The sequence below is a fragment of the Actinoplanes sp. CA-015351 genome, from assembly GCF_050955685.1.
In the GTDB taxonomy this organism is placed as follows: domain Bacteria; phylum Actinomycetota; class Actinomycetes; order Mycobacteriales; family Micromonosporaceae; genus Actinoplanes.
The window spans coordinates 5820021-5844104 of record NZ_CP192102.1 but is presented as its reverse complement, the minus strand read 5'-3'; the positions used below and the strand labels follow the sequence as shown (position 1 = coordinate 5844104).

Here is a 24084-nt window from a genome sequence, read left to right as displayed (position 1 = left end):
ATGACCCGTTCCCACCACCTGAACCGGCTGGCCGCCGCAGTTGCGGCAGGCCTGCTCTGCGCAGGTGCCACCCTGTTCGTGACCGCGGCGCCGGCCGCGGCCAAGGCGAGTCTGAAGGTCTCGAAGTCCACCGGTCTCAAAGACGGCGACTCGATCACCGTCACCGGCACCGGGTTCACCAAGGGCCTGACCGACCTCGCGCTCGGCCAGTGCGTCAAGAATCCGGCCGGTCCGACCGACTGCAACCTGGCCGGCGGGGCGGTGTTCGCCAAGACCGACAGCAGCGGCAAGACCGAGAAGGTGACCCTCAAGCTGTCCAAGACGTTCAACGGCAAGGAGTGTGGAACCGACGGCTGCGTCATCGCCGCGCAGCTGCTGCCGTCCGCCCACGACGACGCCACGGTGAAGGCCAACGCGGTCTCCGTGAAGATCGTCTTCGGGTCGTCCGGTGCCGCCGCCACGACGCCGGCCTCCACCAAGTCCACGGCCGCTGCGGCGACCACCGCCGCTGCGGCGACCACCGACGACGACGCCCTTCCGAAGACCGGGCCCGGCATGGAGTGGGCCACCGTCGTACTGATCGGAACCGGTCTGCTGCTGCCCGGCTTCGGTCTGCTGGCCATGCTGCCGGCTCGCCGGCGCCGGATGGCGGGCTTCCACTAGGTCTCTGTCTCGCGCCCCTCTCGATCCGCACTCTCGATCCGCGCGGGGCAGGACCTCAGAGGGACGGTTCAGGGGTGTGGGGCCGGCTTTGCGCGGGGCAGGTCCCACACCCCCGATCCGGACAAAACGCGTGCTCCCCACGGCCCGGCCGCCCCACCGGCCGGGCCGTTACGTTCTTGCCGGCCGTTACGTTCTGGCCGGCCGTTACGTTCTGGCCGGCCGTTACGTTCTGGCCGGCCGTTACGTTCTGGCCGGACGCTAACGCCGGGCCGTCACGGCGTTAGCGTCCGGGGCCGTCATGCTGTTTGCGGCGAGGTCGGCGCGCGTCCCTGGCAAGCCGTCGCGCCCAGTTTCACCACGCGATCCGAAGGCGCACACCGGTTGTTCCACGATCTTGGATAAATCTGGCTGCGCTCGGGTTCCGCCATTTGTGGAGCGGTATCGGGTTCGGGGCGGAGTGGCAGTTCTTTCGTGCGAGGTGCCGCTCGGAGATCTTGTGCGGTTTGGCCGGCTGATCGACCACGAGTGCACGAGTTTGCGGAACGGCCATCGGTGGCATGTCGATTTCGGGTGGTTGGCGTGCTTTGTGGTGGCGCTCCGCCACCGCAGCGGATGGACGTGCGAAATCTTGGAGGCTCGTGGGTGTTCTACGCCCTGGTGTTCCACGCCCTACAGGTCTCCAAGGTTCGGTGAACGCGGTGCTTCACGGCTCCAAGGTTCGGTGAACGCGGTGCTTCACGGCTCCGGGGTGGTGAACGCGGTGCTTCACGGCTCCGGGGTGGTGAACGCGCTGCTTCGCCGATCTTGTGGAGTTCGGCGAACCGTTTGCGCGTAACTCCGCAAGATCGGCTGGGCCTGTTCGATCTTGTGGAGTTGTGCGGTCACGTCTGCGGAGAAGTCCACAAGATCCAGGGAGCGGGGCGGCGGGGCGGCGGGGCGGCGAGGCGGCGAGGCGGCGGGGCGGCGAGGCGGCGAGGCGGCGGGCGGCGTACTTCCGGTCGAAGCTCGCCAACCTGATGTTCACCTACGAGCTTCAGCGCCGGCTGGCCGCCACGGGTGCGGAGACGATCGCGGTGGCCGCGTACCCGGGCAATGGGCGTACCGAGTTCGGCCGGGAGCTGGACCGGCTGTCCCGGATGATGATGAGCCCTCGGATGAAGCCGCTGACGTGGTGGCTCATGCAGGACCCGGATGTCGCCGCGCTGGCGAGCCTGCGAGCGGCCACCGACCCGGGCGCGGCGGGCGGCGACTTCTTCGGCCTGCCAGATAAGCGCCGGTTCACCGGATATCCGGAAAAAGTCGACTCGTCCCCGAATCTCACGACATCGCTGCCCAGCACCGCCTCTGGACCGAGTCCGAACACCTCACCGGCGTCCACTTCGGCGCATCGACCCGGCAACGAGCATCAGAACCAGCTGGCTCTCACCACTGTTTCGGGGGGGCCTGAGACAGCGGTGAGAGCCAGCCGGTGTCAGTAGTCGCGGAGCAGGCTGCCGGCGCCGAAGACCTTGTCCTTGATGCCGTTCTCGCGCAGGGCCATCCACCAGGTCGCCGCGTTGATGGCGATGACCGGCTTGCCGAGCCAGCGTTCGGCCTCGTCGGCGAGGCGGACCATCGACAGGTTGGTGCCGCATTGGACGATGGCGTCCACGTCGGGGGCGTTGACGTTCAGGATCGCGGCGCGGAGTTCGTCCTCGGTCACGTGGGCGATCGAGACGGCCGTGGGACATTTGAGGCCTTCGATCGCGGTGACGTCGAAGCCGATCTCGCCGAAGAAGCGGACCACGTTGGCGTCGCCCACCGGCTGATAGGGGGTGACCACACCGATCTTGCGGGCGCCGTAGAGCTTGAGCGCGCGCTCGCACGCCTCGGCGCCGGTCGCCACCTCCAGGCCGGTGATGCCCTTGATCTGGGCGACGAACTCGCGGTTGCCCTCCACGCCGCCCCAGAAGGTCTCGGCGGACATGCCCATGACCATGTAGTCGGGTTCGCAGGTCAGCACGCGCTCACAGGCGGAACCGATCTCGCCACGGATCTGGACGAGCAGGTTCTCGAAGTTCGCGTCGTCGGAGAGGTCCTGGTTGCGGATGTGGATGCGGGAGAAGTGCGAGGTCACGCCCGGCACTGTCATGGCATAGAAATCCGGCTCGACGATCGTGTTCGTCGACGGGGCGATGACGCCGAACTTGCGGCGCCAGCCGAGGGCGTCGGTCATTGGGATGCTCCAACATTCGCTGAATTTCGAGAAGCCTGGCGAGAAGCCCGGCGGGAAGCCCGGAGAGTGAGCCAGGCCGCGGCGAGCAGCGCGGCCTGGGCGGACGTGTTGATGCCCTGCTCCAGCCACTGGAAGGCGAGGGTGTGGTGGCTGTCCGAGCCGCGCAGCGGCACCAGCCCCATCACCAGGACCAGCCCGAGCACGTAGAGCGAAACCGCCCACCACTGCTGGTAACGCGCCGCGATGATGGCGCCGAGCACACTGACCGCGGTCACACCGAGCGTCGCCGCCACGAACAGCGGGTTCAGGCTCTGCCCGAAGATCGCCCCCGCCACACAGAGAGCAAAAGCCAGAGCAAAAGGCCAGGCATGGGTACGCCTACCGTGACGCACCGTGACAGCCAGAGCCCACGCCAGAAGGGTGGCACCGGCCGCCATGAGCGGGAACAGTGCCTGTTCGAAGAGCGTCCAGTCGCCGACCTCCGCGGAGAACGCCAGTTTCCAGATGCATTTGGAGACGCCGCCAAGGCCGATGAGGACAGCTCCGGCGAGACCGGCCTGCTGTGCTCGTGCCGTTGGCGCGGTGCGGCTGAGCAGAGCGAACCCGGTCGATCCGAGGATGACCGGGACGAAGTCCTCAAGGGCCAGCACGATGGGGTAGTCCATGATCAGGACCCCTTCTCGCCGAAAACGTCCCGCTTGTTGAAGGCCGCCGTGGCGAACCGGTACGCGGCCTTGCGGTTGGTCAGCCAGGCCACCCGGCCACCGTTTCTGGTTCCCTTGAGAACCTGGCGGGCCAGCCACGGGGTGACTGTCTCCACCCGGTCGGCGAGGATGTTGAAGATCTTTTTCGCCGCCTTTTCCAGCTCGGCCGGCTCGTAGTCACGGGTGAGCAGGTCGGTGACGACCATCCCGGGGGAGAGCAGGCCGACGGTGACCGGAGTGTCTTTCAGCTCCTTCGCCAGCGCCAGGGTGGCGTAGGTGACGGCGCGTTTTGTCGCTCCGTACACGCTCAGGCCGGGGACGATCTGGCCGTTGGAGCCGAGGCCCTCCATGTTCCACAGGGCGCCGTGACCCTGGGCCAGCATGGCGTCGAGGACCACCGCGCTGGCGTGCAGGGTGCCGCGGAGGTTGAGGCCGACGACATCGTCGATCTCGCTGGGGTCCAGCTCCCACAGCGGTTTGCGGGACGTGGAGAGGCCCGCGTTGTTCACCCAGATGTCGACTTTTCCGTATTTGTCAGTGGTGGCGTCCCAGAGTTTGCGGACGTCTTCGCGCTTGGTGACGTCGGCGGCGATCGCCAGCGCGCCGGCGGGTCCGTCGGAGGGAATCGATCGGCCGCAGTAAGCGACCTGCGCCCCCTCGGCCAGGAATGCCGTCACCAGGCCCTGCCCGATCCCGCGTGTCCCGCCGGTCACCACGACGACCGTCATGATTGCCACTCCAGCAAGCCGTGCAGAACACTGTCGAGCTGCCCGCCGTCGGACAGTTCGTAGACAACGGCAAGTTTGCGGCCGGCCGACATCCCGGGCGCCGCGTCGATCGAGAACTCCCGGCCCTTGATCTTCCAGACATCGGTGAGGTGCACCGACTGGAACGATGCGCGGCCGAAACCGATCGCGTTACCCCAGGCCCCGGGCCCCTCGAAGAACAACCGGTTGCCGTCGCGCCGGGTTTCCGTGGTGAACTCGCGCTCCAGCGCGCCCTGGAAAGTCGTCGTGCGACGCGTGCGCAGCAGGTTGATCGGCTCCAGCTCGATGCGCACGCTCACCGTGCCTCGAAGCTTCTGATCAGACCCCCACAGCTCCAATTCGCCGACGTAGGCGCCGGCTTCCTTGGTGGGCAGGATGTACGGGACCGAGCCGTTCCGGGTCTCGGCCTCGATCAAACTGTCCACGCGCGATGGCACCCGGGTGTAGAGGCCGTTGAAGCAACCCACCACCGACCAGCCCTGATACAGCACCGACGAGTACACCTGGGTCTCGCCGTCGGGCAGCACCTGGTTCCAGGTGTTCAGGTCGACCTGCCAGCCCGGGCCGTAGTAGTGCGAGTCCACGAAGCTGCCGTACGGCTGACCGGTGCCGAAGAAGTCCGGCCCGGTGTAGACCCGGTTCTGGTCCGAGTCGACAACGCCGAACGAGAACGGCGCACCGAGCCGGAACTGGCCGGCGAGCGGACCGCCGCCGATCAGCCCGCCGTCCATCCGGTACGTCGTCACACCGTCCACGAAGTCCGACGACCGCCGGATCTCCTCGAAGCCGCACCAGGTTCCGGTGGCGTCGAAGAGCGAGGGGCGTCCGTGCCACTCGCCGGCGATCCGCTTCTGCCAGACGCTGGGTTCGCTCATTCGTTGCTCACCAGGGCCAGCCGGACGGACTCGCTCTGCTCCTCGCCGAGAAGTCGGACGGTCTGCTTCCAGACCGGGTCGATCTCCGGGCTGAAGAGGAGTTCGCGGTGCTGACCGTCGCGCTGCGCCGTGCCGGCCGCGTCGACGCCCTTGTCCACCAGGGCTGCCCAGTGGGTGAGGTAGTTGTCGACGGCGTCGTCGATGCCCTTGAAGGCGTCTTCCGTCGCCCGGTTCACCAGCATCCACGGTGACATGAGCGCATATTGCCGAGGGGTCAAGTGCGCTGGTGTGAGGCCTTCGCGCTTGCTCACCTCCTGGTAGAGCTCGGTGAGAGGCTCGTAGACCTCGTCCAGGTAGGGCAGCGAGGTCGCCAGGTCGATCCGGGGGATCAGATCGAGGTGGAACGCGTAGTTCTCCCCGTTGGCGACGGAGTCCAGGGTGAAGTGCGGAACCCCTGACGAAGGCGCGGTGAAGGCGAAGATCATGTGGCTGTCGAGGCCGATGGGCGGGACGACAAGGGCGACATTTACGATTTTTACGACAGGTCTATCACCGCGCCAAATTCGGATATGTCCGACCGGCGCCGGACTCATCGGCGACGTCAGGTCACGCTCCTCGGCCAGCGTGACCGGGAACCGGCCGAGGATCTTGGCAAGGGTGGTCTCGGCGAGCGCTCCAGGAAGGCTCACTTGTTCTCCTCGGTGGTCTCGTCAGTACCCATCAGCCGGGACGCCGCCACGGTCGGGTGCTCGCCACGGGCCTTGTGCACCCAGGCGCGGGCCAGTTCCGGGCTTTCCCGGCGGGCCGGCGAGGGGATCACGGTCGCCGTGCGGCGCGGCACGTCACCGGTGATGAAGTCCTCTTCGTTGAGCAGCCAGCCCTTCTCGGCCAGCTCCTGACGCCGCCGCCGGTACTCGACAGCGATGATGTCGCTCTTGATGTGCAGCTCGGCGCCGAGGTCGAACGGGAGCAGCTCGGGCCGGACCTTGTCGACCACCGCTGCGTCCTCGTAGAAGATCCGCATCGTACGGTTGATGGCGTCCTTGTCGGCCCACTTGCCGGTGAAGAAGGTCCGCAGCGCGACCCACTTGACCAGCGTGTGCGTCTCGTCGATCGGGATGTTGGTGTCGTAAATGATCATGTCGCCGATCGGCAGCCGCACATGCAGCTTGATCATGTTGGGCAGCATCCAGCCGGCCGACGTGGTGACCGGCGGGCGCTTCTTCAGGTCGTTGCCGAGCAGGCGGCCGAACTTGCCCCAGAGGCCGGACGGCTTCGGCGGGTGCAGGTCGACAGTGGCGAACGCGGACCACTCGTCCGGGTGCTCGACCTCGTAATCCGGCACCTGCGGCATGTCCGGGTTGCCGAACCGCCCGGCGTGCACGAACGGCGCGTGCGCGATGTCGCAGCCGTTCTCCAGGATGCGCTCGTAGTTGGCGTTCCAGAGGAACTCGCCGGTGACGACGCGGAACCTGCCGCCGTTCTCCACCAGGTCGTCGAACTCCGGCCACACCGGCATCGGCGGGCGCTCCTCCTCGGGCAGGTCGCCCATGAAGACCCAGACGAAGCCGTACTTCTCCTGCACCGGGTACGAGTCGACGCGTGCCTTCTTCGGGATGCCCCGGCCCGGCAGGTTCGCCGGGATCTTGGTGCACTGGCCGTCCGGGTCGTACTCCCAGCCGTGGTACGGGCAGACGATCTTGTCGTCCTTGAGCGTGCCGCCGGAGAGCGCGGCGCCACGGTGCACGCAGAGGTCGCTCAACGCGACGACGCGGCCCTGCTTGGGGGTGCGGTAGACCACGATGTACTGCCCGAGGACGGTGAGCCGCTCCGGCTTGGTGGTGACCTTGTCGGAGAACTCCACCGCGTACCAGAAGTTCTTGAGCATGGCTTTACCTCCGCCGGATCCCGGCGATGTCGGGGTTCTGAAGGGCCTTGTCGAGCACGTCGCCGGAGGCGCCGCGCAGGTGGATGTCGAGGAACGCCGTGGTCACGTCGGCCAGGGCCGCGCGGGTGGCGGCCGGATCGGTCTCCGCGGGAAGGTCGAGGAAAGCGCGGGCCGCGGTCTCGTCGACCGGGTGCACGATCCCGAAGTGGTTCGCCCCGGAAAACGTGACCTGCAGGTTGTCACCGCCGGCGTCGGGGAGAGCCTCGTCGAAGGTCCGGCTGATCGGATCCCGTTTGACCACGGATTCGCCGTACCGGTCGGCGGAGCCGTTGATGACGCCGTCGTTCTCGCCGTTCATCAGCAGGACCGGGCTGTCCACCTGGGCGGGCAGGACCGTGCCGGCCGGCCAGCCGAGCATGGTGGCGACCATGGTGTGGGTCCCGTACGCGGCGACCGCTTTCACCGTGGGGAAGAAGCGGGCGCTCTGCAGGATGACGGTCCCGCCGGCCGAGTGACCGATGAGCGCCACGTTGTCGAGATCCAGCAGGCCGGCGACCGGGCCGGTCATGGTCTTCAGCGCGTCGAGAATGACCGGCACCGACGGCGTCGTCGCCCGGGTCCCGTAGGCGTCCGGCTTCGCAGCCGCCAGCTCGACACCGGGAGTGATTCCCTTGAGGCCGCCGAACAGCTCACCCACCCAGTCGTAGGTGACGGCGACGTAGCCCCGGGAGGCGAGTTCGACCGCGAGCCACCGGTAGGCCTCCTGGCCCACGTTGACCCCGGAGACGATCACCGCCACCGGATAGGGCGCCTGCGCGGGGTCCGCCGGAAAGACCCCGGAGAGCCGCTCGGCGTCCGAGCCGGTCGGCTTCGCCGGATAGAAGATCCGCAGGTGAGCGGTATCGAAGGGGGCCTCGGCGCCGGGAATCGCAGCGGCCCACCAGACCGAACGGATGGTCATGACCCGGCACCCGGCCGCGGCAGCTCACGGTCGCCGCCCCAGAGCGCGCGGACCAGTTTGTTCGTGGTCTCCTCGCCGAAGAACCGGACGCCCATCACGTTGGCCGGGTCCCGCTCGGCGATGTTGCGCCGGATCGTCTCGTCGGTCTGCGCGAGGGCCGCGCGCTCCTCGACGGGGACTTCCGAGGCCTCGTCGACCCACCGCAGCCACCTGTCGACGTGCGCGTGCGCCCGCTGCGAGACGATCTCCAGGTTGCGCTGGGACCGCTCGAACGAGTAGCAGTACGCCGTCGGCGACAGGCTGGCCCGGATGAAACCGGCCCGGCTCACGAAGTACTCGAACTCCGGGTCGCTGCGCAGCTCCAGCCATTCGGCGTCGAGCTGAGAATAATAAGCATCGAAATATGAAGCGTCCTCGACCATGTTCGTCCGCGGCACCGAGTCGAGGTAGAACCAGCCACCCGGCCAGACCAGCAGCGCGATGCCCAGGTGCGGCACCTTCACCTGCGGGCCGAGCCAGCAGGTCAGATGCAGGTTCGCGAAACTGGCGCCCGGGTTGCCGATCCAGGAGTGGACCATCCAGTCGACCTCGGGCCCGGCGTACGCCTCGAGGGAACCGCCCGGCCCCTCGGGATAGGTTCCGTACGTCTGGAGATCCACCGTGGAAGGGTCACGCTTGAGCTCGAACCGGGCGTCGATCTTCGCCTTCAGGTCGGCGAGGAGCTGACGGTAATAGTTGAACGTGTCGTGCACGTCGACGACCGGCGAGCCGTCGACCATGTCCTCCACGTGCTGAATGGTCTCCGCCACTGTGAAACTCCTTTATAAAAGAGCGCTGACAAGCCGCCACGGGCGACCGTCGACAAGATCGGTGTTCCGCGAGACCTGCCGATTCGCGGCCTGCGCGGGATTGACAGTGCCGAGACCGACCGGCTCACCAGCGGCGATGTCGGTGCGGATCGGCGTGGAGATCCGGCCGGTGAACGGCCCTTCCCACTTGGTCCAGAGGGTGAAGTCGGGCGTCATCGCGAAGATCGCGGCCGGCTGGTCCAGCGGCGTCGCGACCACCACGTTGAGCCGGTTCTCGGCGGCGCGCTCCGGCAGCCCGAGTTCCAGCTCCCAAGGTTCCTGCACGGAGAGCGGCACGGCGACCACGTCGGTGTCGAGCAGCGCGGCCAGCCGGAACGTCTCCGGGTACAGCGCGTCGTCACCGACGACGATGGCGAGCCGTCCCCACTCCAGGTCGACCGGGATGATCTCCTTGCCCGCGGCGTTGGCGGTGTGCAACTGCGGCTGCCGCGCCACCAGGCCGTTTTCCGAGATCAAGACCCCAGTGGGTACGCCTTCGTCAAGCACCGTGGTGACGGCATGTGCGGTGGTGCCGGTGAGGGTCGCGGCGATCTCGTCCGGTGTTCCGGCCAGTTCGGGGAGGACGACGAGCTGGGCGCCGGACTGCTCGACAACATCTCGGATCTTTCCGATATTTCGTACTACCGCCACGGGGAGCGTCGGTGCACCGGCCGGCCGCTGACGGCCCACCGGCTCCGCCGCGATCGCCCCGTACAGACTCGGGCGCCGGCTGGCCAGGATGTGCGTACCGTCGGGCCGCAACTTGTCGTCGGCGAGTGACACGTCGATGTCGGCGACCACGACGGCCTCGCCGGTGCGCGGCGCTTTCGCCACCACGGTCCCGTCCGGTGCCACGATCTGGCTCTCGCCGGCGCCGTGCAGCCACTCCGGCGGCACACCGAGTCGTTCGGCGATGGCCGGCAGATCCTCGCGGGGCAGCAGCGGGCCGACCTTGTTGGCGGCGACCACCCAGACCTTGTTCTCCGCGGCGCGTACCGGGATGTGCAGGTCGGCCTCGTCCAGTGCGAAGCTGTTCAGGCTGTTCAGCAGCACCTGCGCGCCACGCAGCGCGAGGCCGCGGGCGACCTCGTTGATGACGCCTTCCATGCAGGCGTACATCCCGATGCGGCCGAACGGCGTGTCGAGCACCGGGCCGACGGCAGGCGCCGGCTCCAGGAAGTCGTTCTCGGCGCCCATCAGGGTCTGCTTGTCGCAGGACCCGGCGATCTGACCGGCGGCGTCGAACAGGAAGTTCGTTCCTCCGGTCCGTCCGTCCGGGTACGCGTGGGTGACGTTGACCTTCACCCACATCCCGTGCCGGCGGGCCCGCTCGGCGATCGCGGTGAGGAAATCGTCCTCCAGCCGGGTCGCGAGTTCGTGGGCCTGCGCGCGCGATGCGTACCAGGACAGGTGATTGCAGAACTCGGGCAGGACCACGAGCTGGGCTTTCTGCTCCGCAGCGGCGTCGATGACGCGCAGGCAGGCGGCCAGGTTGGCAGCGATGTCCTGACCGGCTTCGATCTGGGCTGCGGCAACACGAACAACACCGGGCATCCGGTTCCCCCTAGCGAAACGGCGTTTCCCAAAACTACACTCGGGTTCACGTTTGCAACAGGGGTTTCTTGATGATCGAGAGATGTGGAGTGTCGACTTGTTGGTGCACATCGTGCTGATGAAGTTCGCTGACGCTGGCGATGCTGCCAAGGCCAAGTTGCGTTTGGAAGAACTTGCCGGTGTCGTTCCTGAGATCAGGACACTCGAGGTGCGCCTGGACGAGCTGCAGACCGGCGTCTCCTGGGACCTCTACCTGAAGACAACCCACCGCGATGCCGACGATCTCCGGGCATACCAGGCACACCCGGCTCACCTGGAACTCGGCGTCTGGCTACGCCCCCTGCTAGCCACCCGCGCCGTAGTGGATTACACCGAGGCATGAGAAACGGAGAAGCTCGTTGCCGTCGTGATGCGCGGCAACGAGCTTTGGTGGTCCTGCTGCTAGCAATTGTGCTTGCCGCAGTCGTTCAAACTACCCACGTAGTAGGTCCCGGCGTTGTTGTCGGGCGACCAACCCCCATCCCAGTACTCGGCCCCGGCCCCGGCAGCGCCCAAGTCCGGCGGCGGTCCCTTGGGCGCCCACTTGGGCGTCCACTGATTCTTGAAGCCTTGCCCCTTGTTACCGCCGGCGTTGCCGATGTACATCGGTTCGGTCGGCTCCGGCGCCTCTGCGGCGCTCACCTCGTGCAGGTCCCAGAACCAGTCGGCACCCTGGTGTATCCCATCGTTGTTCGCCTCGCCGTGCGGCCGGCACTCCCAGTTCTGCCCGCCCTGATTGAGCTTGTCCCTCTTGTCTTCGCAGTCCCCCAGGCTGAGGCCCGTCAGGCCGCCCACCACCGGGCTCCAGCCGTCATACGACTGCCCGACCGCTGGCACGTCGGCGGCGGAGGGCGGCCTCCAGGTGTGCGTGGTGCGATTAGGGCTGTCAGTGACGGTCACCTGGCCCTGGCCCTGGCCGGGCGGCGGGCTCCCGGCCAGCGCGGGCGCGCCGTTGAGCACACCCCCCGCGACCAGCCCTACGCCGGCGGCGAGAATTGTCGACTTGGTGAGCATGGTTTCCTCCTGACAGATGAAGCCGACCGGAACAGTCGAGCATCGTGACACTCCGCCGGTCGTCCGAAAGACGGCTGAGCGGATCTACCGCCAGCCGATCCGTTACGAACGTGCAGACTTGGGTCGTCGCACGGCCGTCCAGACGAGGTTCGCCTGTGAAACCGGGACGTCGTGCCCGAACTCGGTTTTCTGCGACGTCCGTGAATGATGCAACGAGCTATGTTCGGATATTTTCGGAGCAGTACTGCGGTTCAACGGCGCGCTGGTCAGTTATAGCTGTCCTTGCCGTCGCCCATGACGCGTCCCGGTGTCGCGTTCTCGAACCTGATCCGTACCCCATTGGTTCCGATGAACGACGAAGCGTTCCCCGTGGTCTCGATCGGGGGCCGCCACAAATAGGGGTTTCCGTTGCTGGTAAGCAGGTCCGCTGCCGGCTGACGGATCCAGCGGGGATCGCCGACAGCGGCGAGCACCCAGTCGTCGGGGCGTTCGGCGATGCGCTTCATGCAATCGATTTCGAGCAATCCCCAGCTGCCCAACAGACCCCAGTAGCGAAAGTCCAGTTGGTAGGCATCCTCGCGGCACTGCTGGAGAGCGAGTCCCGTGTTCGTGTCATCGCGGTAGATCTCCGCGAACAGGACGACGCGATTCTGGTCCTGGGTTGCGGGAGCGCGGTGGACACCCGGTGCGGCGACGGCCTGCGCGGGGACGGCGTTTATGGCGAGGCTGACGGCGGCGCCCGCCACGGTGAGCAGGCGAATAATGCTATTCATAATTTTCCTATCGTTGATCACTGTCAGTGCCGATTTTTGGCGGTCAGCTCACCACAGCGCGCGCAATCATTATCGTGTCGATTTCAGAACCGATCCCAAATGTGAAGCTCGTCATCGAAAGCGCGATTTTCGGCAACGAGCTTCATCGGCTCGGCTGGATTTGTGCATCGAAAATTTCGAAATCAGGATTTGGTCAGCGGCAATTGAAGACCCCACAAACGAGGTCGACGCCGTTCTTGACCCACTGTCCGGTGCTGCCGCCGCCCGAGCCGGGGAATGGCTGGTTGCCGCCCGAGCCGGTCATTGGCGGGTTGTTCTGTTTCTTACTGTTATTCGGGAGTTGATTGCCACCAGAAGATCCCAAGACCCCCCTTTTCGCCATCAGCCACATGTGTTTGGCATTGCTGGCATCGGTAGTTTCCGCCGTGGGCCGAGCAACGCAAGTCCAGTAAAGCCGTCCCCAAATCTTGTCATTGACGCCGTCATTGCCGTAGCGGAAGCAGGTGTCCCAATCTGCAATTGGGCCGGCCTCATCGACACAAGTGACCAATCCCCTGTCGCAGTAGTTTTCAGGGTCGGGTTCGTCTGGTGAGAGTGAGGCCAAGGCGGGGCCGCCGACGAGCATGCTGCCGAACATAAGTCCGAGGCCGGCGGCCACAATAGTGCTCTTCTTGGGCATGGTCTTACCTTTCATCCGATTTCGGTTTCCGGAGAAAGTCGACCACCAGCACCCCGCCGTACGGGCCTAAACGTCTACTGAATAGACCTTTTGTCAGGAATGTTCGACGAACGGGCAGATATGGCCGTCACGCGGCCATGCTCACGCCAATCGCCTGCGTGAACCGTCAATTTGCGCTATGGCAACCATCTGCCCAAGGAGTGCACGTTTCCTCCCGCCACCGCGCGTAGCTTCTATGGGTTGGCCATGTTGTGGACGGCGGTCACCATGCCGTCCGCGATCAGGTCAGGGCGAGTCTGACCAATACCCGGACTGCCGCACCGATAACCAGACCCGGCGAACCGTTCAGCTCCACAATCTCCATCGCCATATCCGCATGCGACACACCCTTATAAGGCCGCGCCGTCATCCCTGCGAATCGCGTCGCGGACCCGAACAGCCCGGCGACCGGGAGGTGAGTCTGCCGCACCCTGCCTCCACCGTCCGTCCACAGCGTGACGTCCGGGACGATCGACTCCATCAGGGAGTTCGATGTCCCCGCGAGAGGCGGCGACGAAGAATCAGGACGTCTCCTCATGCTGCCGGACGGGCGGCAGGCCGCAGAGCAGAGGAGTGAGCGATGCTCGGCAAATGAGGAGCTCATCGGCGCCAGGCCAGCCGCGGCATCCGCACCAACCGGGCGGCCGGCGGCCGTCGGCCACGGTGACGAGCTGAACCGGCCCGGTTTCTGCCCGTTCAGCTGCCGTGCGATGTTCCAGGCCACGGTGACGCGGGGCGGGATGCCGCTCTGACAGTGCCGTGCATGATGCCGTCCCCCGCCGAGTACCACGATCTGGCACTTCCTCTCTCGCAGTGATGCCCACGAGACGAACAGGGCCACGCCGAACGTGAACTAGCACGCCCCACGTCAAACCCGCCACGCCGATGGTCCACGGCCGGCCGGCCGGCCCGCCCGGCCCAAGCTCACAAGATCTTGGTGGCGCATGGAGCGAGCCGTAGCCCAGGACGGTTATCAGGCTGCGATGACATGTCTGGACTACGGCTCGGGTCGCCCGGCCGTAGGCCAGCCACCTTATGGGCTCCGATGACCTATCCGAGCTGCGGCTCGCGCCTGCGGCTCGCGCCTGCGGCTCCGGCCTGGGGCCTGAGCCCGAGGGTCAGCCGTTCAGCATCTCGTACGCGACCTCGGGCGCCTTGGCGGCGTCGGCCGGGACGGCGAGTGCCTTCGTGGTGTCGTACCCGGAGTACTTGATGGTGCAGTTGCCGGCCTTGACCTTGCCGGCGGCCGGGACCTTCACCACGAACGTGGACAGGTTGCCGGTCTTGGCGTCGATGGCCGCGTCGAACGGGACGGCCTTGGCCTTGTCGCCGAGGGCGGTGACCTCGGCGGCCTCCAGGACCGGGTTCGCGTCGGCGATCTTGGTGAGGTCGAGCGTGCCGGAGAACTTCTGGCCGGTCGGGGAGGTCACGTCGGCGGCCACGCCCATCAGGTCGGAGGCGCCGAGCGGGTCGGTCTCGCCGCCGTACGCGAAGGGGCTCTCGTCGTAGTTGGTGATCTTCGCCGGGTCGATGGCGAGCCACTTCTTCGAGGTGATGCCCATCTGCTTGGCGAGCGAGGCCGGCTTGATCGTGAAGCGCACGAAGGGCTTGTCGGCGCCGAGGGCGAGGAACGTGATGGCGAGGCTCCCGCCGTCCACCTCGGGGATCGCCTGCGAGGTGGTGAAGGAGGCGGACTTGTTCGGGGCGTCGACCACGCCGGACAGCGGGGTGCAGGCACCGGTGGCCGCGTACGCGTAGGCGGCGACCTTGTCGTCCGGCACCGAGGCGCGCAGCGCGTCGGCCGCTGAGACGGGGGCAGAGGAAGCGGCTGACGGGGTCGAAGCCGAGGACTCGGCGACATCAGCGTCTTCCCCGCCACAACCGGCAAGGGCGAGCACGGACAGGACGGTGAGGCCGGCAAGGCCCCGGGTGATCATCATTAAGAGGTGACTCCGGGTAGCTGAGCAAAACGTGAGAAAGAGCGTGGATCATAAACACAGATGATTGCGAGCAGGGAAAACGGCCCGGCAGGTTGGGACCTCCGTTACCTGCCGGGCCGCCGTTAGGACCGCGAACCGTGACCGGCGCCGGCGACCGCCCTCTCTTCGGCGCCGACGCGCGATCACGGTTCGCGGCGTTGAAAACCGGGAGTGATCACCCCGGGGGATAAGCCGACGGACCGCCGCTCGGCGCCGCAGCACCCGGCCGGAACGCGGCCGGTGCGTGGATCACACAGGTCTGCACATATTCGGCGAGGCCTTCGCTCGCGTACTCACGGCCCCAGCCGGAGCGCTTCACGCCGCCGAACGGCGCGCGCAGGCTCATGCCGGTGCGGTTGTGCGTGTTGACGAACGTGAAACCGGCCTCGAACCGCCGCGCGAACGCGAACGCCCGCTCCTCGTCGGCGCTCCACACCGATGCCCCGAGACCGAGGTCGCCGGCGTTCGCCCAGGCCAGGACCTGCTCCTCGGAGGAGTAACCGAGGACCGGAACGACCGGCGCGAACTGCTCCTCGGCCACCACCGGCGACGCCGGGTCGGGTGCGACGACCAGGGCCGGGTGCACGAAGTAGCCGGTTGACGGGTCCGCGTCGAAGGCGCCGAGCGCGATCGCGTCCGGCGGGATCAGCGCCTGGGCGGCACGCTGGGCGGCCGCGGAGATCACCGGGCCCATCGTGACGCCTGCGCTGAGTGGGTCGCCGGTCGTCAAGACCCGGCCTGCGGCATTGCGGTACGCCGAAACGAACTCATCAAGACGAGCCAGCGGCACATAGAGCCGTTTAGCGGCCATGCACACCTGTCCGCTGGTGGCGAAGCTCGCCATCACCAGGCGGTCCATCGCATCGTCGGCCACCACGAAATCGTCCAGGAAGACGGCCGGGTCGTTGCCACCCAGCTCCATGACTGTCGGGGTGAGCCGGTCGCCGGCAAGGGCCGCCACCGCCCGCCCGCCGGCCGCGCCGCCGGTGAACGCCACCTTGCCGACGAGTTCGTGCCCGACCAGGGCGGCGCCGGTCTCCGAGCCACCGTGCACGACCCGGATCGGGGCGTCGAACAGTCCGGCTATCAGGTCGATGGTCAGCGGTGCGAGCGGCGACGGCTTCACCACGATCGCGTTGCCCGCCGCGAGGGCCGGCGCGATCTTCAGCATGGACAGGATGATCGGCGCGTTCCACGGGGTGACGGCGGCGACGACACCGAACGGCCGGCGCTGCTCGACGATCCTGCCCAGCTCGTCGTCGACCTCGCGGTCCGCGTACGCACGAGGCGCGTGCTCGACCACCCACCGCAGATAGCGAACCGCGAAGCCGATCTCGCCGCGGCAGTCACCCAGCACCTTGCCGGACTCGCGGGCCAGAAGCTCGGCCAGCTCCTCGGTCGCGTTCTCGATCCGGGTCGCGGCAGCAGCGATGACAGTGAGCCGGTCATCCAGTGGCCGGTCCACCCACCGGCGTTGCTCCGCGTCGGCCCAGCGCACGATCGTGTCGACGTCGTCCGCCGAGGAGGTGGCGACCGACCCGACGATCTCCGCGAAGTGTGCCGGATTTTCCCGGGAAATCATGCCGATACCGGGCGCAGCGAGGCGATCATCGAGCTGCGCAACAGAGCCGCGCGGGCCTTGACCGGGTCGGCAGCGGTGGCGCGCAGGCTGTCCAGATAGACCGAGCGGGCGTCCGGATCGGTGGCGCGCAGGCGTTCGTAGTTCTGGTGCGAGACGCTCTGCACGTATTCCAGGGCGATCCGGCGGCGATCGGTGGCAGCGTCCCAGATCGCGGCGTCGTCGCCGGTGGCGATCGCGGTGGCGTAGGCCATCGCGTCGTGGATGCCGGAGTTCATGCCGAGGCCGCCGAGCGGGTTGTTCACGTGCGCGGCGTCGCCGGCGAGCAGCACCCGGCCGGTCCGGAACGACGTGGCGACCCGCTGGTGCACGCGGTACATGCTGGCGTGCGCGATCCGCCACGGACGGCCCGGGTCGAACACGCCGCGCAGCCGCTCGTCGAGCCGGGCGTACTCCTGCTCGTCCGGGGTGTCCACGGGCGTCGGCAGCAGCACCCGCCAGTGGTCCGGGGTGCGCAGCAGCACACACCACTCGACCGGGTCGAAGACGTAGTTGACCGCGGCCAGGTCGTCGAGCCACCCGGTCAGCTCCTCGTCGACCGAGGCGACCAGGAAACGTTCCGGGTAGGTGATGCCGTCGAACGTCACGCCGGTGGCCTTGCGGACCGCCGAGTGCGCGCCGTCCGCGCCGATCAGCCAGTCACCCTCGACCGTGCGGCCGTCGGCGCTCACGGCGACCACGCCGTCCAGGTTGAGGATCGCCTCGGCGACCGGCCAGCCGAACCGGATCCCGGTCTGCGGAAGACGCAGCAGATGATCTTTCAAGATGGGCGTGAGCTTGGACTGCTCGCACTGCACCCGGTAGGGATATGTGGTGTCGCCGGCGAGCACCGCGAGGTCGAGCATCGCGACCAGCCCGGCCCGCCGGTCGCGGTAGGCGAAGGTCGGCGAGATGAGACCGCGCGCCTGCAGCTCCGCGCCGACGCCGAGGTCGTCGAGCATCTCCAGGGTCGGCGGGTGGAAGGTGGAGGCGCGGGACTCGGCGGCGAGTTCGTCGCCGGCTTCCAGCACGGTCACCGCGAAGCCACGCCGGGCGAGGGCCAGTGCCGCGGTGAGTCCGACCGGTCCGGCGCCGGCGACCAGGATGCGATTCACGTCTTATCTCCCCTGAATGGTGCGGGCCGGGATGTAGTGGGCGTCGAGGTCGAGGGCTTCGTCCTGACCTACCAACGCGGTGAAGTCGGGCCAGGCCATCCGGTCGACAGGCGCCGCGCTGCCGTCCTCGGCGATCGATCGATAGGCGAGCGACGCGGCGCGCATGGCGGCGAGCAGTGCGGCGACGGGATGCAGGACGAGGCGGACACCTGCCTCGGCGAGGTCCTCATCGGTCACCACAGGACGGTCGCCGGCGGCTTCCGACCGATTCACCACGATGGGTACGCCGGGGAGCGCCGCCGTGATGGCGTGGAGATCATCGAGACCGTCCACACCTTCGGGGAAGACGGCGTCCGCCCCGGCCTCGACGTACAACTGGCAGCGTCTGATGGTCTCGGGCAGGCCGTGTCCCGCGTACGCGTCGGTGCGTGCGATGAGCGCGAGGTGAGGCACATGGTCGGCCAAGGCGGAGATCTTGGCGGCCGCCAGGCCGGCGTCGACGACCTCCTTGCCGGCCAGGTGACCGCAGCGTTTCGGGTTGACCTGATCTTCCAGGTGCAGGCCGGAGATGCCGGCCCGGGCGTACGCGAGACCGGTCCAGACCGCGTGCAGCGGGTTGCCGTAACCGGTGTCCGCGTCGGCGAGCAGCGGTACGCCGTCCAGAGCCGGGATCAGCGTGGTGGCCCGTTCGGCGATCTGGGTGCCGTGCACATAACCGAGGTCGGGCCGGCCCAGCGCGATCGCCGAGACGGCCGCCCCGGACAGGTGCACACCCCGGTGCCCGGCCCGGACCGCGAGGGCCGCGGTCACCGGGTCGTAGACACCGGGCAGGTGGGTGACCGTTTTCGCGGCAAGCAGCGCCCGCAGGGCCGTCGCCGTCACGATGGGGAGTGCAGGGCGAAACCGCCCTCGACGCCGACGACTCTGGGGTTGGTGAAGAAGAGCAGCGTCTCGGCGGTGCCCTCCTCGGAGTACCCGGAGATGCCCCAGGCCGGGCGCGGGGTGAACAGGTGCAGACTCATGATCGAGGAGCCGTTGACCTTGACCTCGCCGGCCCGGACGCGTTTCGCGGTTTCCAGAGCTTTGTTCTCATCAGCACCGATGACGTATCCCTCCAGGCCGTACCGCGTGCCGTTGGCGAGCGTGATGGCCTCGTCGAGATCGTGGTAACCGTGCACCGCGGCGACCGGTCCGAAGATCTCGTCGGTGGTGCGGGCCGGGTCGGCGCCGGTGACCAGCGAAGGAGCCAGGATGTTGCCGGGTCCGGTGATCGCTGCCTCGTGGATCGTGCCGCCGAGGTCCTCGCGAGCCTTGACCACTGCGGCCCGGTGACCGGAATGGATCAGCGGACCGTAATCGGTCCCGTCGTCGCTGGGGTCGCCGGTCTTCAGAGCGCCGACTCTCGCCAGGACCTTCGCCGCGATGGCCTCCTCCCGGCCGGCCGGGACGATCAGGCGGCCCAGCGCCCGGCACCACTGACCGTTCAGCGTGGTCAGCAGGTCGGCGGCGGCGCGCGCGGCCACGTCCTCGTCGGCGTCCGGCATCACGATCAGCGGGTTGTTGCCGCCGAGCTCCAGCTGGACCGGTTTGATGTCGTACGCGCAGGCCGCCGCGACCGCCCGCCCGCCGCCGAGCCCGCCGGTGAACGACACGGCCCGGATCCGCGGGTCGGCGACGATCTGCCCGCCGACCGCCGCGCCGCCGTGCAGCAGCTGGAACAGCGCGGCCGGTGCGCCGGCCTCCTTCAGCGCCTCGTCGATGGCGAGGGCCAGACGCTCGGTGCCGAACGGCGCGTACTCACTGGGCTTCAGGATGGTCGGGCAGCCGGCCGCCAGGGCGTTGGCGACCTTGTGCGCGGCCATCGGCGCCGGCGCGTTCCACGGCACCAGACAGGCGACCGGTCCCCAGGGCAGGCGTTCCACCAGGACCTCGCGGCCGTCCTCGCGGGTGGTCGTGCTGGTCAGCAACCCGGAGCGCAGCTGACCGGCGGCCAGGGCGAACGCGCCGGCCAGGATCATGCCGAGCGGGGTGGTCTGCCGGATCGGCACACCGGTGGCCTTGCTCTCCAGCGCGACGATCTCCCCGGCGGTTTCGGCGACCTTGGCAGCGACACTTTCCAGGATGTCGGCTTTATCATCTGATATCCAGGCGCCGAGAGCGTCGGCAGCGGCGAGCGCGGCCTCCACTCGCTCCGGAGACGACCCCAAGGCCGGGCCCGTCTCCAGGCCGGTCGCCGGATCCTCCAGGGTGATGCCGACCTCGGTGGTGCAGTCCGCCCAGACCCCGTTCACCAGGTCCCTCATGAGGCCACGTTCGCGAAGAGCTCGTTCGCCTTGTTGCTGGTGATCACCGAGGCGGCCTCCAACCGGCCACGCTCCGGCGGGAACGTCATGACCAGGCCCATCGACAGGTCCCGCAGCGCGCGGCCGACCACGCCGTTCATTGTGGCGCTGGACGTGCCGGAGGCCTTCAGGGCGCCGATCGCCACGTCGAACGCGGCCTGGCAGATCGAGCCCTTGGCGATGCGCCACTGGGCGTACACCTCGGACTTGGTGGCGATGGGCGGCTCGACCGTTTCCAGGAGCAGCTGGCGGCGCAGCCAGAGGTACGCGCGTTCCAGAGATTCCGTCATGTCCCCGATGATCACCTGGTGCATCGGCGACTCGGCGATCGAGCGTCCGGTGTCGGCGAACTTCTTCGTGGTGAGCCGCTGCAGGGTGTCGTCGTAGACACCCTGCGCCGCGCCGACGTAGACCGCGGTGATCGCGAGCTGGTTGCCGACGAAGCTGCCCCGGCTGCACTGCAGCATCTTCACGAACGCGCCGGGGACGGTGAGCGAGTCGTCCTGCGGGATGAAGACCGAGTTGAGCCTGATGCCGTGGTTCGCCGAGCCGCGCATGCCGAGCCCGTCCCAGAACGGCCGCTCGGTGACACCCTCGGCGTCGCGCGGCACCAGGAACATGACCAGGCCGTCGGCCGTTTCGTGCCCGTCCAGGCGCGCGGTGACCAGGTAGTAGTCGGCGATCCCGGTGGCGCAGCCGAACGACTTCTCGCCGGTGAGCTCCCAGCCGGCGACGCCGTCCCGAGTGGCCGGCACGGCGGTGGTGGCGATCGCGATGTTCGCGCCGCTGCTCTTCACCGACTCGCTGGCGAAGTTCGCCAGCCAGGTGCCGCCGGACATCAGGCGCAGCACCTTCTCGGCGAACGCCGTGACGACCGGGGTCTCCTCGTCGGAGAAGAGGCCGGCCTCGATCGCCTCCAGGGGCAGCAGCCCGCGGGAGGCGGAGGTGTTGTGGAAGAAGAAGGCGAGCGCCGTCGAGGGGCAGGCGCTGCCCATCGCGTACGTGGCGGCGGCCAGGTCGCGCAGCGTGCCGCCGAGGCCGCCGTACTCCTCGGGAACGATGAGCCCGAGCAGACCGGCCTCGCGGAGCACGTCGATGTGCTCGCGGGGGAAGGCGCCGTCCCGGTCCGCCTGTTCGGCCTTGGCGCGCAGCGCCGGGAGGACCTGCTCGACGAGTTTCGCGCGGGACTTCTCGTCGGCGGTCATGTCGTCGACGAGCTTCTCGCCGATGAGTCGGTCGGCCATGGTGTTACTCCCTGATCTGGGCGAGGTCAGCCTCTTGCGGCCCGTTGACCTCGAGTTGGCGGGAAAGGTGGAGAAGGTCGTCCACCGGCAGACCGGTGTTCCCCACGTCGAAGTGCGCGACCCCGTTCTTCATCGCCACCAGGGCGTTGACCAGGGCGAGACGGTTATGACCGTTCAACCGCACCCGCAGCACGGCCGGCCGGACCCGGACGCTGGCGTCCTGGAGGATCCGGGTGACCTGCAGAGGCGACGCCGGGGTGGTGGCGGACTCGATGCAGCCGATCTCGTCGCAACCGAGCGCGCCGAGGGCGCCGATGGTGGCGAGCACCTCGTCCTCGCGGTCCGGGTTGAACGCGTCGGTCACGTAACCGACCACGCAAGTGCCGGATCGCTTCGCGGAGATGACCCGCTCGGGCGACGGAAGGCTGTCGAGGCCGTCGGCGACGAACTCGAATCGCAGGCCGTCGTCCGGGGATGCGGTGTCGCGTACCTGGACGGTGGCCGGGAGGGGCTGGGCCACCTGGCCCCAGTTGCGCGAGTGGAACAACAGCGGCGAGATGACCCGCGGCAGCGCCGCCTCGGTCACCGCGCCGACGAAGATGGTGTGGTCGCCACCCGGGTACGCGTGCGCGACAGTGCAGTCGAGCCAGGCGACGGCGTCACTGAGAACCGGGCACCCGTTCGGCGTCATGGTCCAGTCCAGCCCGGCGAACCGATCGGTGATCTCGCGGTCCTGCCCGGCGAAGCGGCGCCCGATGTGCGCCTGGTCCTTGCCGAGGAAGCTGATCGCGAATTTGCCCGCCTCGCCGAGCAGTGTCCGGCTGGGCAGATGGTTGCCGAGGCAGACCGACACCAACGGGGGATCGAGACTCACCGAGGAGAATGAACTGGCGGTCATCCCGTGCAAACCGTTCGGGCCGGTTGTGGTCACCACGCACACCCCGCTCGGCCACTGTCCGAGCACGGAACGGAACGTCGTGCTGTCGACCGGCACTTCGTGGTCTCCCTCGTTCTTGCGTTTCGCCTTGGGAAACGGTGTTACACCGAACGTAACGACGGTCGGGTGTGCTGTCAACAACGGATCGGTACGCCGTTTCGCGGTGCGAAATGGCAGGCTAGGCTTCGCCAAAGTTTTGTTCCGTTCCTGTTCCGGGGGAGTTTCCAGTGCCCAGCCGAACCGTGCCGCCGGCCGCGCAGGCACAACCTGCCGAGGACGAGAGCCAGTCGCGCTCCATCGCCGCCGTCGAGCGCGCCATGGACGTCCTGCTCTACTTCGGCCGTACCGACCAACCGGATCTCGGAGTGACCGAGATCGCCACCGCGCTCGGTCTGACGAAGGCCGCCGTGCACCGCATCCTCACCGCCCTGCGCAGCCGCGAGCTGATCACCGTGGACCCGGCCACCCGCCGGTACGCCCTCGGCCACGCCGCCGTCGCCCTCGGCCGCGCCTACCTGGCCCGCACGGACGTGCGCGCGATGGCCGCGCCGGAGCTCAAGCACCTCTCCGAGCGCACCCAGGAGACGGCGACCCTGTCGCTGCGGCGCGGCGACACCCGGCTCTACGTCGACCAGGTGGTTCCGGACCAGGAGCTGCGGCTCGAAGTGAGCCTCGGCATCCCGTTCCCCCTCAACGCCGGCGCCTCGTCCAAGGCGTTCCTGGCGTTCCTGCCCGACTTCGAGGTCGAGGCGTACCTGACCCGGCACCCCCTCGAAGCGGTGACCGACAAGACCATCACCGAGCCGGCGAAACTGCGCAAGGACCTGGCATCGGTACGCAAGCGGGGGTACTCGACCTCGCTCGGCGAACGCCAGGCCGGCGCCGCGTCGATCGCCGCGCCGATCTTCGACCATGACGCCCGGGTGGTCGCCGTGATCAGCCTGGCCGGGCCGGCGCTCCGCTTCAAGCCGGACGCCGACACGTCAGCGGTCTCCGACCTCAAGGAAGCGGCCGCCCGCATCTCCGCCCAGCTCGGCTACCAGCCCCACTGACCCACCCACTGGCCCACCCATCGAGAAGGGGTGGGGTGCGGGCGGCACCGTTACAGGTCGGCCAGCGGCTTGGCCACCCCGAGCAGGCCGGCCAGCAGCACCGATCCCCAGATCGTCCAGACGTACGGGAGGCACCCGTTCACGCTGCGCTTGAGAACCGCCTCGGTCGCCGCGTCGGCGGTGCCGGCCATCACCGCGCCGAACGCCGGCCCGAACGCCTTCAGCGTCTGCCGGATACCGAGACCGGCCGCGATGGCGATCGCGTAGAGCAGCACCTTGCCGCCCAGCCACTTCGGGTTCGTGGTCACCCCGAACGGCTCGCTCACCACCAGGGTGAAGACACCGGCGCCGGCCATCCCGGCGATCACCGCGAGCCGGATCGCGTAATCGACCCGGCGTACCAAAGGGTGTTTTCCGGGCTCGTGATGGTCGGTCCACATCAGCCAGATCCAGACGAACGCGAAGATCCACAGCGGGACCAGCAGCCACCAGGGCAGCAGCTTGATCCCCCAGAGCGAACCGCCGTGCTCGTCCAGCGAGATCAGCGTGAGGCCGCTGGGCAGGAACAGGATCAGGCAGATCTTCGGCCCGAGGTCCAGGCCAAGCATGATCTTCAGCGCGGTGAGCCGGGCGGCGGGAGTCAGGTCGGGGTTGATCACGTATCTGCTGGAGTAGAAGACGCCGAGGTCCCCGCCGAGCCAGAAGACCATGAGCACGATGTGCAGGTAGAGGAACGCTTCGAGCATGGCGTAGATGGAAACACCTTTCCACTGTGCGA

At 68.0% G+C, this 24084-nt stretch carries 25 protein-coding genes; 4 read left to right on the top strand and 21 right to left on the bottom strand.

The genetic code is table 11. From position 1 onward, the window contains the following. Complete coding sequence (locus ACQP2E_RS26640) at positions 1–663, top strand: neocarzinostatin apoprotein domain-containing protein (protein WP_433825680.1); 663 nt, start codon at positions 1–3, stop codon at positions 661–663. Positions 664–1538: 875 nt separating this feature from the next. Next, positions 1539–2141, top strand: a complete 603-nt coding sequence (locus ACQP2E_RS26635; RefSeq protein ID WP_433825679.1) for a hypothetical protein — start codon at positions 1539–1541, stop codon at positions 2139–2141. On the opposite strand, the gene ACQP2E_RS26630 is transcribed toward ACQP2E_RS26635, so the two are convergent. From ACQP2E_RS26630 to ACQP2E_RS26590, 9 genes are read right to left on the bottom strand one after another with little or no spacing between them, the layout of a single operon-like run. After that, positions 2135–2878: a maleate cis-trans isomerase family protein gene (locus ACQP2E_RS26630; protein WP_433825678.1), complete on the bottom strand. Its 744-nt coding sequence runs from the start codon at positions 2876–2878 to the stop codon at positions 2135–2137. The two genes, ACQP2E_RS26635 and ACQP2E_RS26630, sit on opposite strands and share 7 nt — an antisense overlap. Beyond that, a complete protein-coding gene (locus tag ACQP2E_RS26625) occupies positions 2875–3543 on the bottom strand; it encodes a hypothetical protein (RefSeq protein ID WP_433825677.1) in 669 nt (222 codons plus the stop codon). The genes ACQP2E_RS26630 and ACQP2E_RS26625 overlap by 4 nt, the downstream gene beginning before the upstream one ends. Positions 3544–3545: 2 nt before the next feature. Next, on the bottom strand, positions 3546–4310 hold the full coding sequence (locus ACQP2E_RS26620; RefSeq protein WP_433825676.1) for an SDR family NAD(P)-dependent oxidoreductase: 765 nt from the start codon (positions 4308–4310) through the stop codon (positions 3546–3548). Then, positions 4307–5224 (bottom strand): hypothetical protein, encoded by a 918-nt coding sequence (locus tag ACQP2E_RS26615; protein WP_433825675.1) that lies wholly within the window; start codon positions 5222–5224, stop codon positions 4307–4309. Before ACQP2E_RS26615 ends, ACQP2E_RS26620 begins: the two co-directional genes overlap by 4 nt. Then, positions 5221–5913 carry a hypothetical protein gene (locus ACQP2E_RS26610; RefSeq protein ID WP_433825674.1) on the bottom strand — a complete coding sequence of 231 codons (693 nt, stop codon included), beginning with the start codon at positions 5911–5913 and terminating at the stop codon, positions 5221–5223. The genes ACQP2E_RS26615 and ACQP2E_RS26610 overlap by 4 nt, the downstream gene beginning before the upstream one ends. Further along, positions 5910–7112, bottom strand: coding sequence for a Rieske 2Fe-2S domain-containing protein (locus tag ACQP2E_RS26605; protein ID WP_433825673.1), 1203 nt, complete (start codon positions 7110–7112; stop codon positions 5910–5912). The genes ACQP2E_RS26610 and ACQP2E_RS26605 overlap by 4 nt, the downstream gene beginning before the upstream one ends. 4 nt (positions 7113–7116) lie before the next feature. Then, positions 7117–8073, bottom strand: coding sequence for an alpha/beta hydrolase family protein (locus tag ACQP2E_RS26600; protein ID WP_433825672.1), 957 nt, complete (start codon positions 8071–8073; stop codon positions 7117–7119). Next, entirely contained in the window at positions 8070–8882 is an 813-nt protein-coding gene (locus tag ACQP2E_RS26595; RefSeq protein ID WP_433825671.1) for an oxidoreductase, read from the bottom strand. The genes ACQP2E_RS26600 and ACQP2E_RS26595 overlap by 4 nt, the downstream gene beginning before the upstream one ends. Before the next feature lie 12 nt (positions 8883–8894). Continuing rightward, entirely contained in the window at positions 8895–10475 is a 1581-nt protein-coding gene (locus tag ACQP2E_RS26590; protein WP_433825670.1) for a nitrilase-related carbon-nitrogen hydrolase, read from the bottom strand. Positions 10476–10557: 82 nt separating this feature from the next. On the opposite strand from ACQP2E_RS26590, the gene ACQP2E_RS26585 reads away from it, so the two are divergent. Then, positions 10558–10857: a Dabb family protein gene (locus ACQP2E_RS26585; RefSeq protein WP_433825669.1), complete on the top strand. Its 300-nt coding sequence runs from the start codon at positions 10558–10560 to the stop codon at positions 10855–10857. 59 nt (positions 10858–10916) lie between these two features. Here the strand turns inward: ACQP2E_RS26585 and ACQP2E_RS26580 are convergent, their stop codons facing one another. From ACQP2E_RS26580 to ACQP2E_RS26530, 11 genes are all read right to left on the bottom strand, one after another. Beyond that, positions 10917–11528 carry a hypothetical protein gene (locus ACQP2E_RS26580; RefSeq protein WP_433825668.1) on the bottom strand — a complete coding sequence of 204 codons (612 nt, stop codon included), beginning with the start codon at positions 11526–11528 and terminating at the stop codon, positions 10917–10919. Positions 11529–11794: 266 nt separating this feature from the next. After that, positions 11795–12301: a hypothetical protein gene (locus ACQP2E_RS26575; protein ID WP_433825667.1), complete on the bottom strand. Its 507-nt coding sequence runs from the start codon at positions 12299–12301 to the stop codon at positions 11795–11797. Positions 12302–12494: 193 nt separating this feature from the next. Beyond that, positions 12495–12980 carry a hypothetical protein gene (locus tag ACQP2E_RS26570; protein ID WP_433825666.1) on the bottom strand — a complete coding sequence of 162 codons (486 nt, stop codon included), beginning with the start codon at positions 12978–12980 and terminating at the stop codon, positions 12495–12497. A 280-nt stretch (positions 12981–13260) separates the two neighbouring features. Beyond that, positions 13261–13500 carry a hypothetical protein gene (locus tag ACQP2E_RS26565; protein ID WP_433825665.1) on the bottom strand — a complete coding sequence of 80 codons (240 nt, stop codon included), beginning with the start codon at positions 13498–13500 and terminating at the stop codon, positions 13261–13263. 637 nt (positions 13501–14137) lie between these two features. Beyond that, positions 14138–14956 carry a hypothetical protein gene (locus ACQP2E_RS26560; protein ID WP_433825664.1) on the bottom strand — a complete coding sequence of 273 codons (819 nt, stop codon included), beginning with the start codon at positions 14954–14956 and terminating at the stop codon, positions 14138–14140. A gap of 217 nt (positions 14957–15173) precedes the next feature. Next, positions 15174–16580: an aldehyde dehydrogenase family protein gene (locus ACQP2E_RS26555; RefSeq protein ID WP_433825663.1), complete on the bottom strand. Its 1407-nt coding sequence runs from the start codon at positions 16578–16580 to the stop codon at positions 15174–15176. Continuing rightward, positions 16577–17731 (bottom strand): FAD-dependent oxidoreductase, encoded by a 1155-nt coding sequence (locus tag ACQP2E_RS26550; RefSeq protein WP_433825662.1) that lies wholly within the window; start codon positions 17729–17731, stop codon positions 16577–16579. Before ACQP2E_RS26550 ends, ACQP2E_RS26555 begins: the two co-directional genes overlap by 4 nt. A gap of 3 nt (positions 17732–17734) precedes the next feature. Next, complete coding sequence (locus tag ACQP2E_RS26545) at positions 17735–18613, bottom strand: isocitrate lyase/PEP mutase family protein (protein ID WP_433825661.1); 879 nt, start codon at positions 18611–18613, stop codon at positions 17735–17737. Then, positions 18610–20034 (bottom strand): aldehyde dehydrogenase family protein, encoded by a 1425-nt coding sequence (locus tag ACQP2E_RS26540; protein ID WP_433825660.1) that lies wholly within the window; start codon positions 20032–20034, stop codon positions 18610–18612. The genes ACQP2E_RS26545 and ACQP2E_RS26540 overlap by 4 nt, the downstream gene beginning before the upstream one ends. Beyond that, complete coding sequence (locus ACQP2E_RS26535; RefSeq protein WP_433825659.1) at positions 20031–21317, bottom strand: acyl-CoA dehydrogenase family protein; 1287 nt, start codon at positions 21315–21317, stop codon at positions 20031–20033. Before ACQP2E_RS26535 ends, ACQP2E_RS26540 begins: the two co-directional genes overlap by 4 nt. A gap of 4 nt (positions 21318–21321) precedes the next feature. Continuing rightward, a complete protein-coding gene (locus ACQP2E_RS26530; RefSeq protein WP_433825658.1) occupies positions 21322–22311 on the bottom strand; it encodes a flavin reductase in 990 nt (329 codons plus the stop codon). Positions 22312–22481: 170 nt separating this feature from the next. Here ACQP2E_RS26530 and ACQP2E_RS26525 point away from each other — a divergent pair, with 170 nt between their 5' ends. Next, positions 22482–23306 carry an IclR family transcriptional regulator gene (locus tag ACQP2E_RS26525; protein ID WP_433825657.1) on the top strand — a complete coding sequence of 275 codons (825 nt, stop codon included), beginning with the start codon at positions 22482–22484 and terminating at the stop codon, positions 23304–23306. A gap of 50 nt (positions 23307–23356) precedes the next feature. Here ACQP2E_RS26525 and ACQP2E_RS26520 read toward each other — a convergent pair whose 3' ends face one another. Next, positions 23357–24052: a hypothetical protein gene (locus ACQP2E_RS26520; RefSeq protein ID WP_433825656.1), complete on the bottom strand. Its 696-nt coding sequence runs from the start codon at positions 24050–24052 to the stop codon at positions 23357–23359. Between the last annotated feature and the right edge of the window lie 32 nt (positions 24053–24084).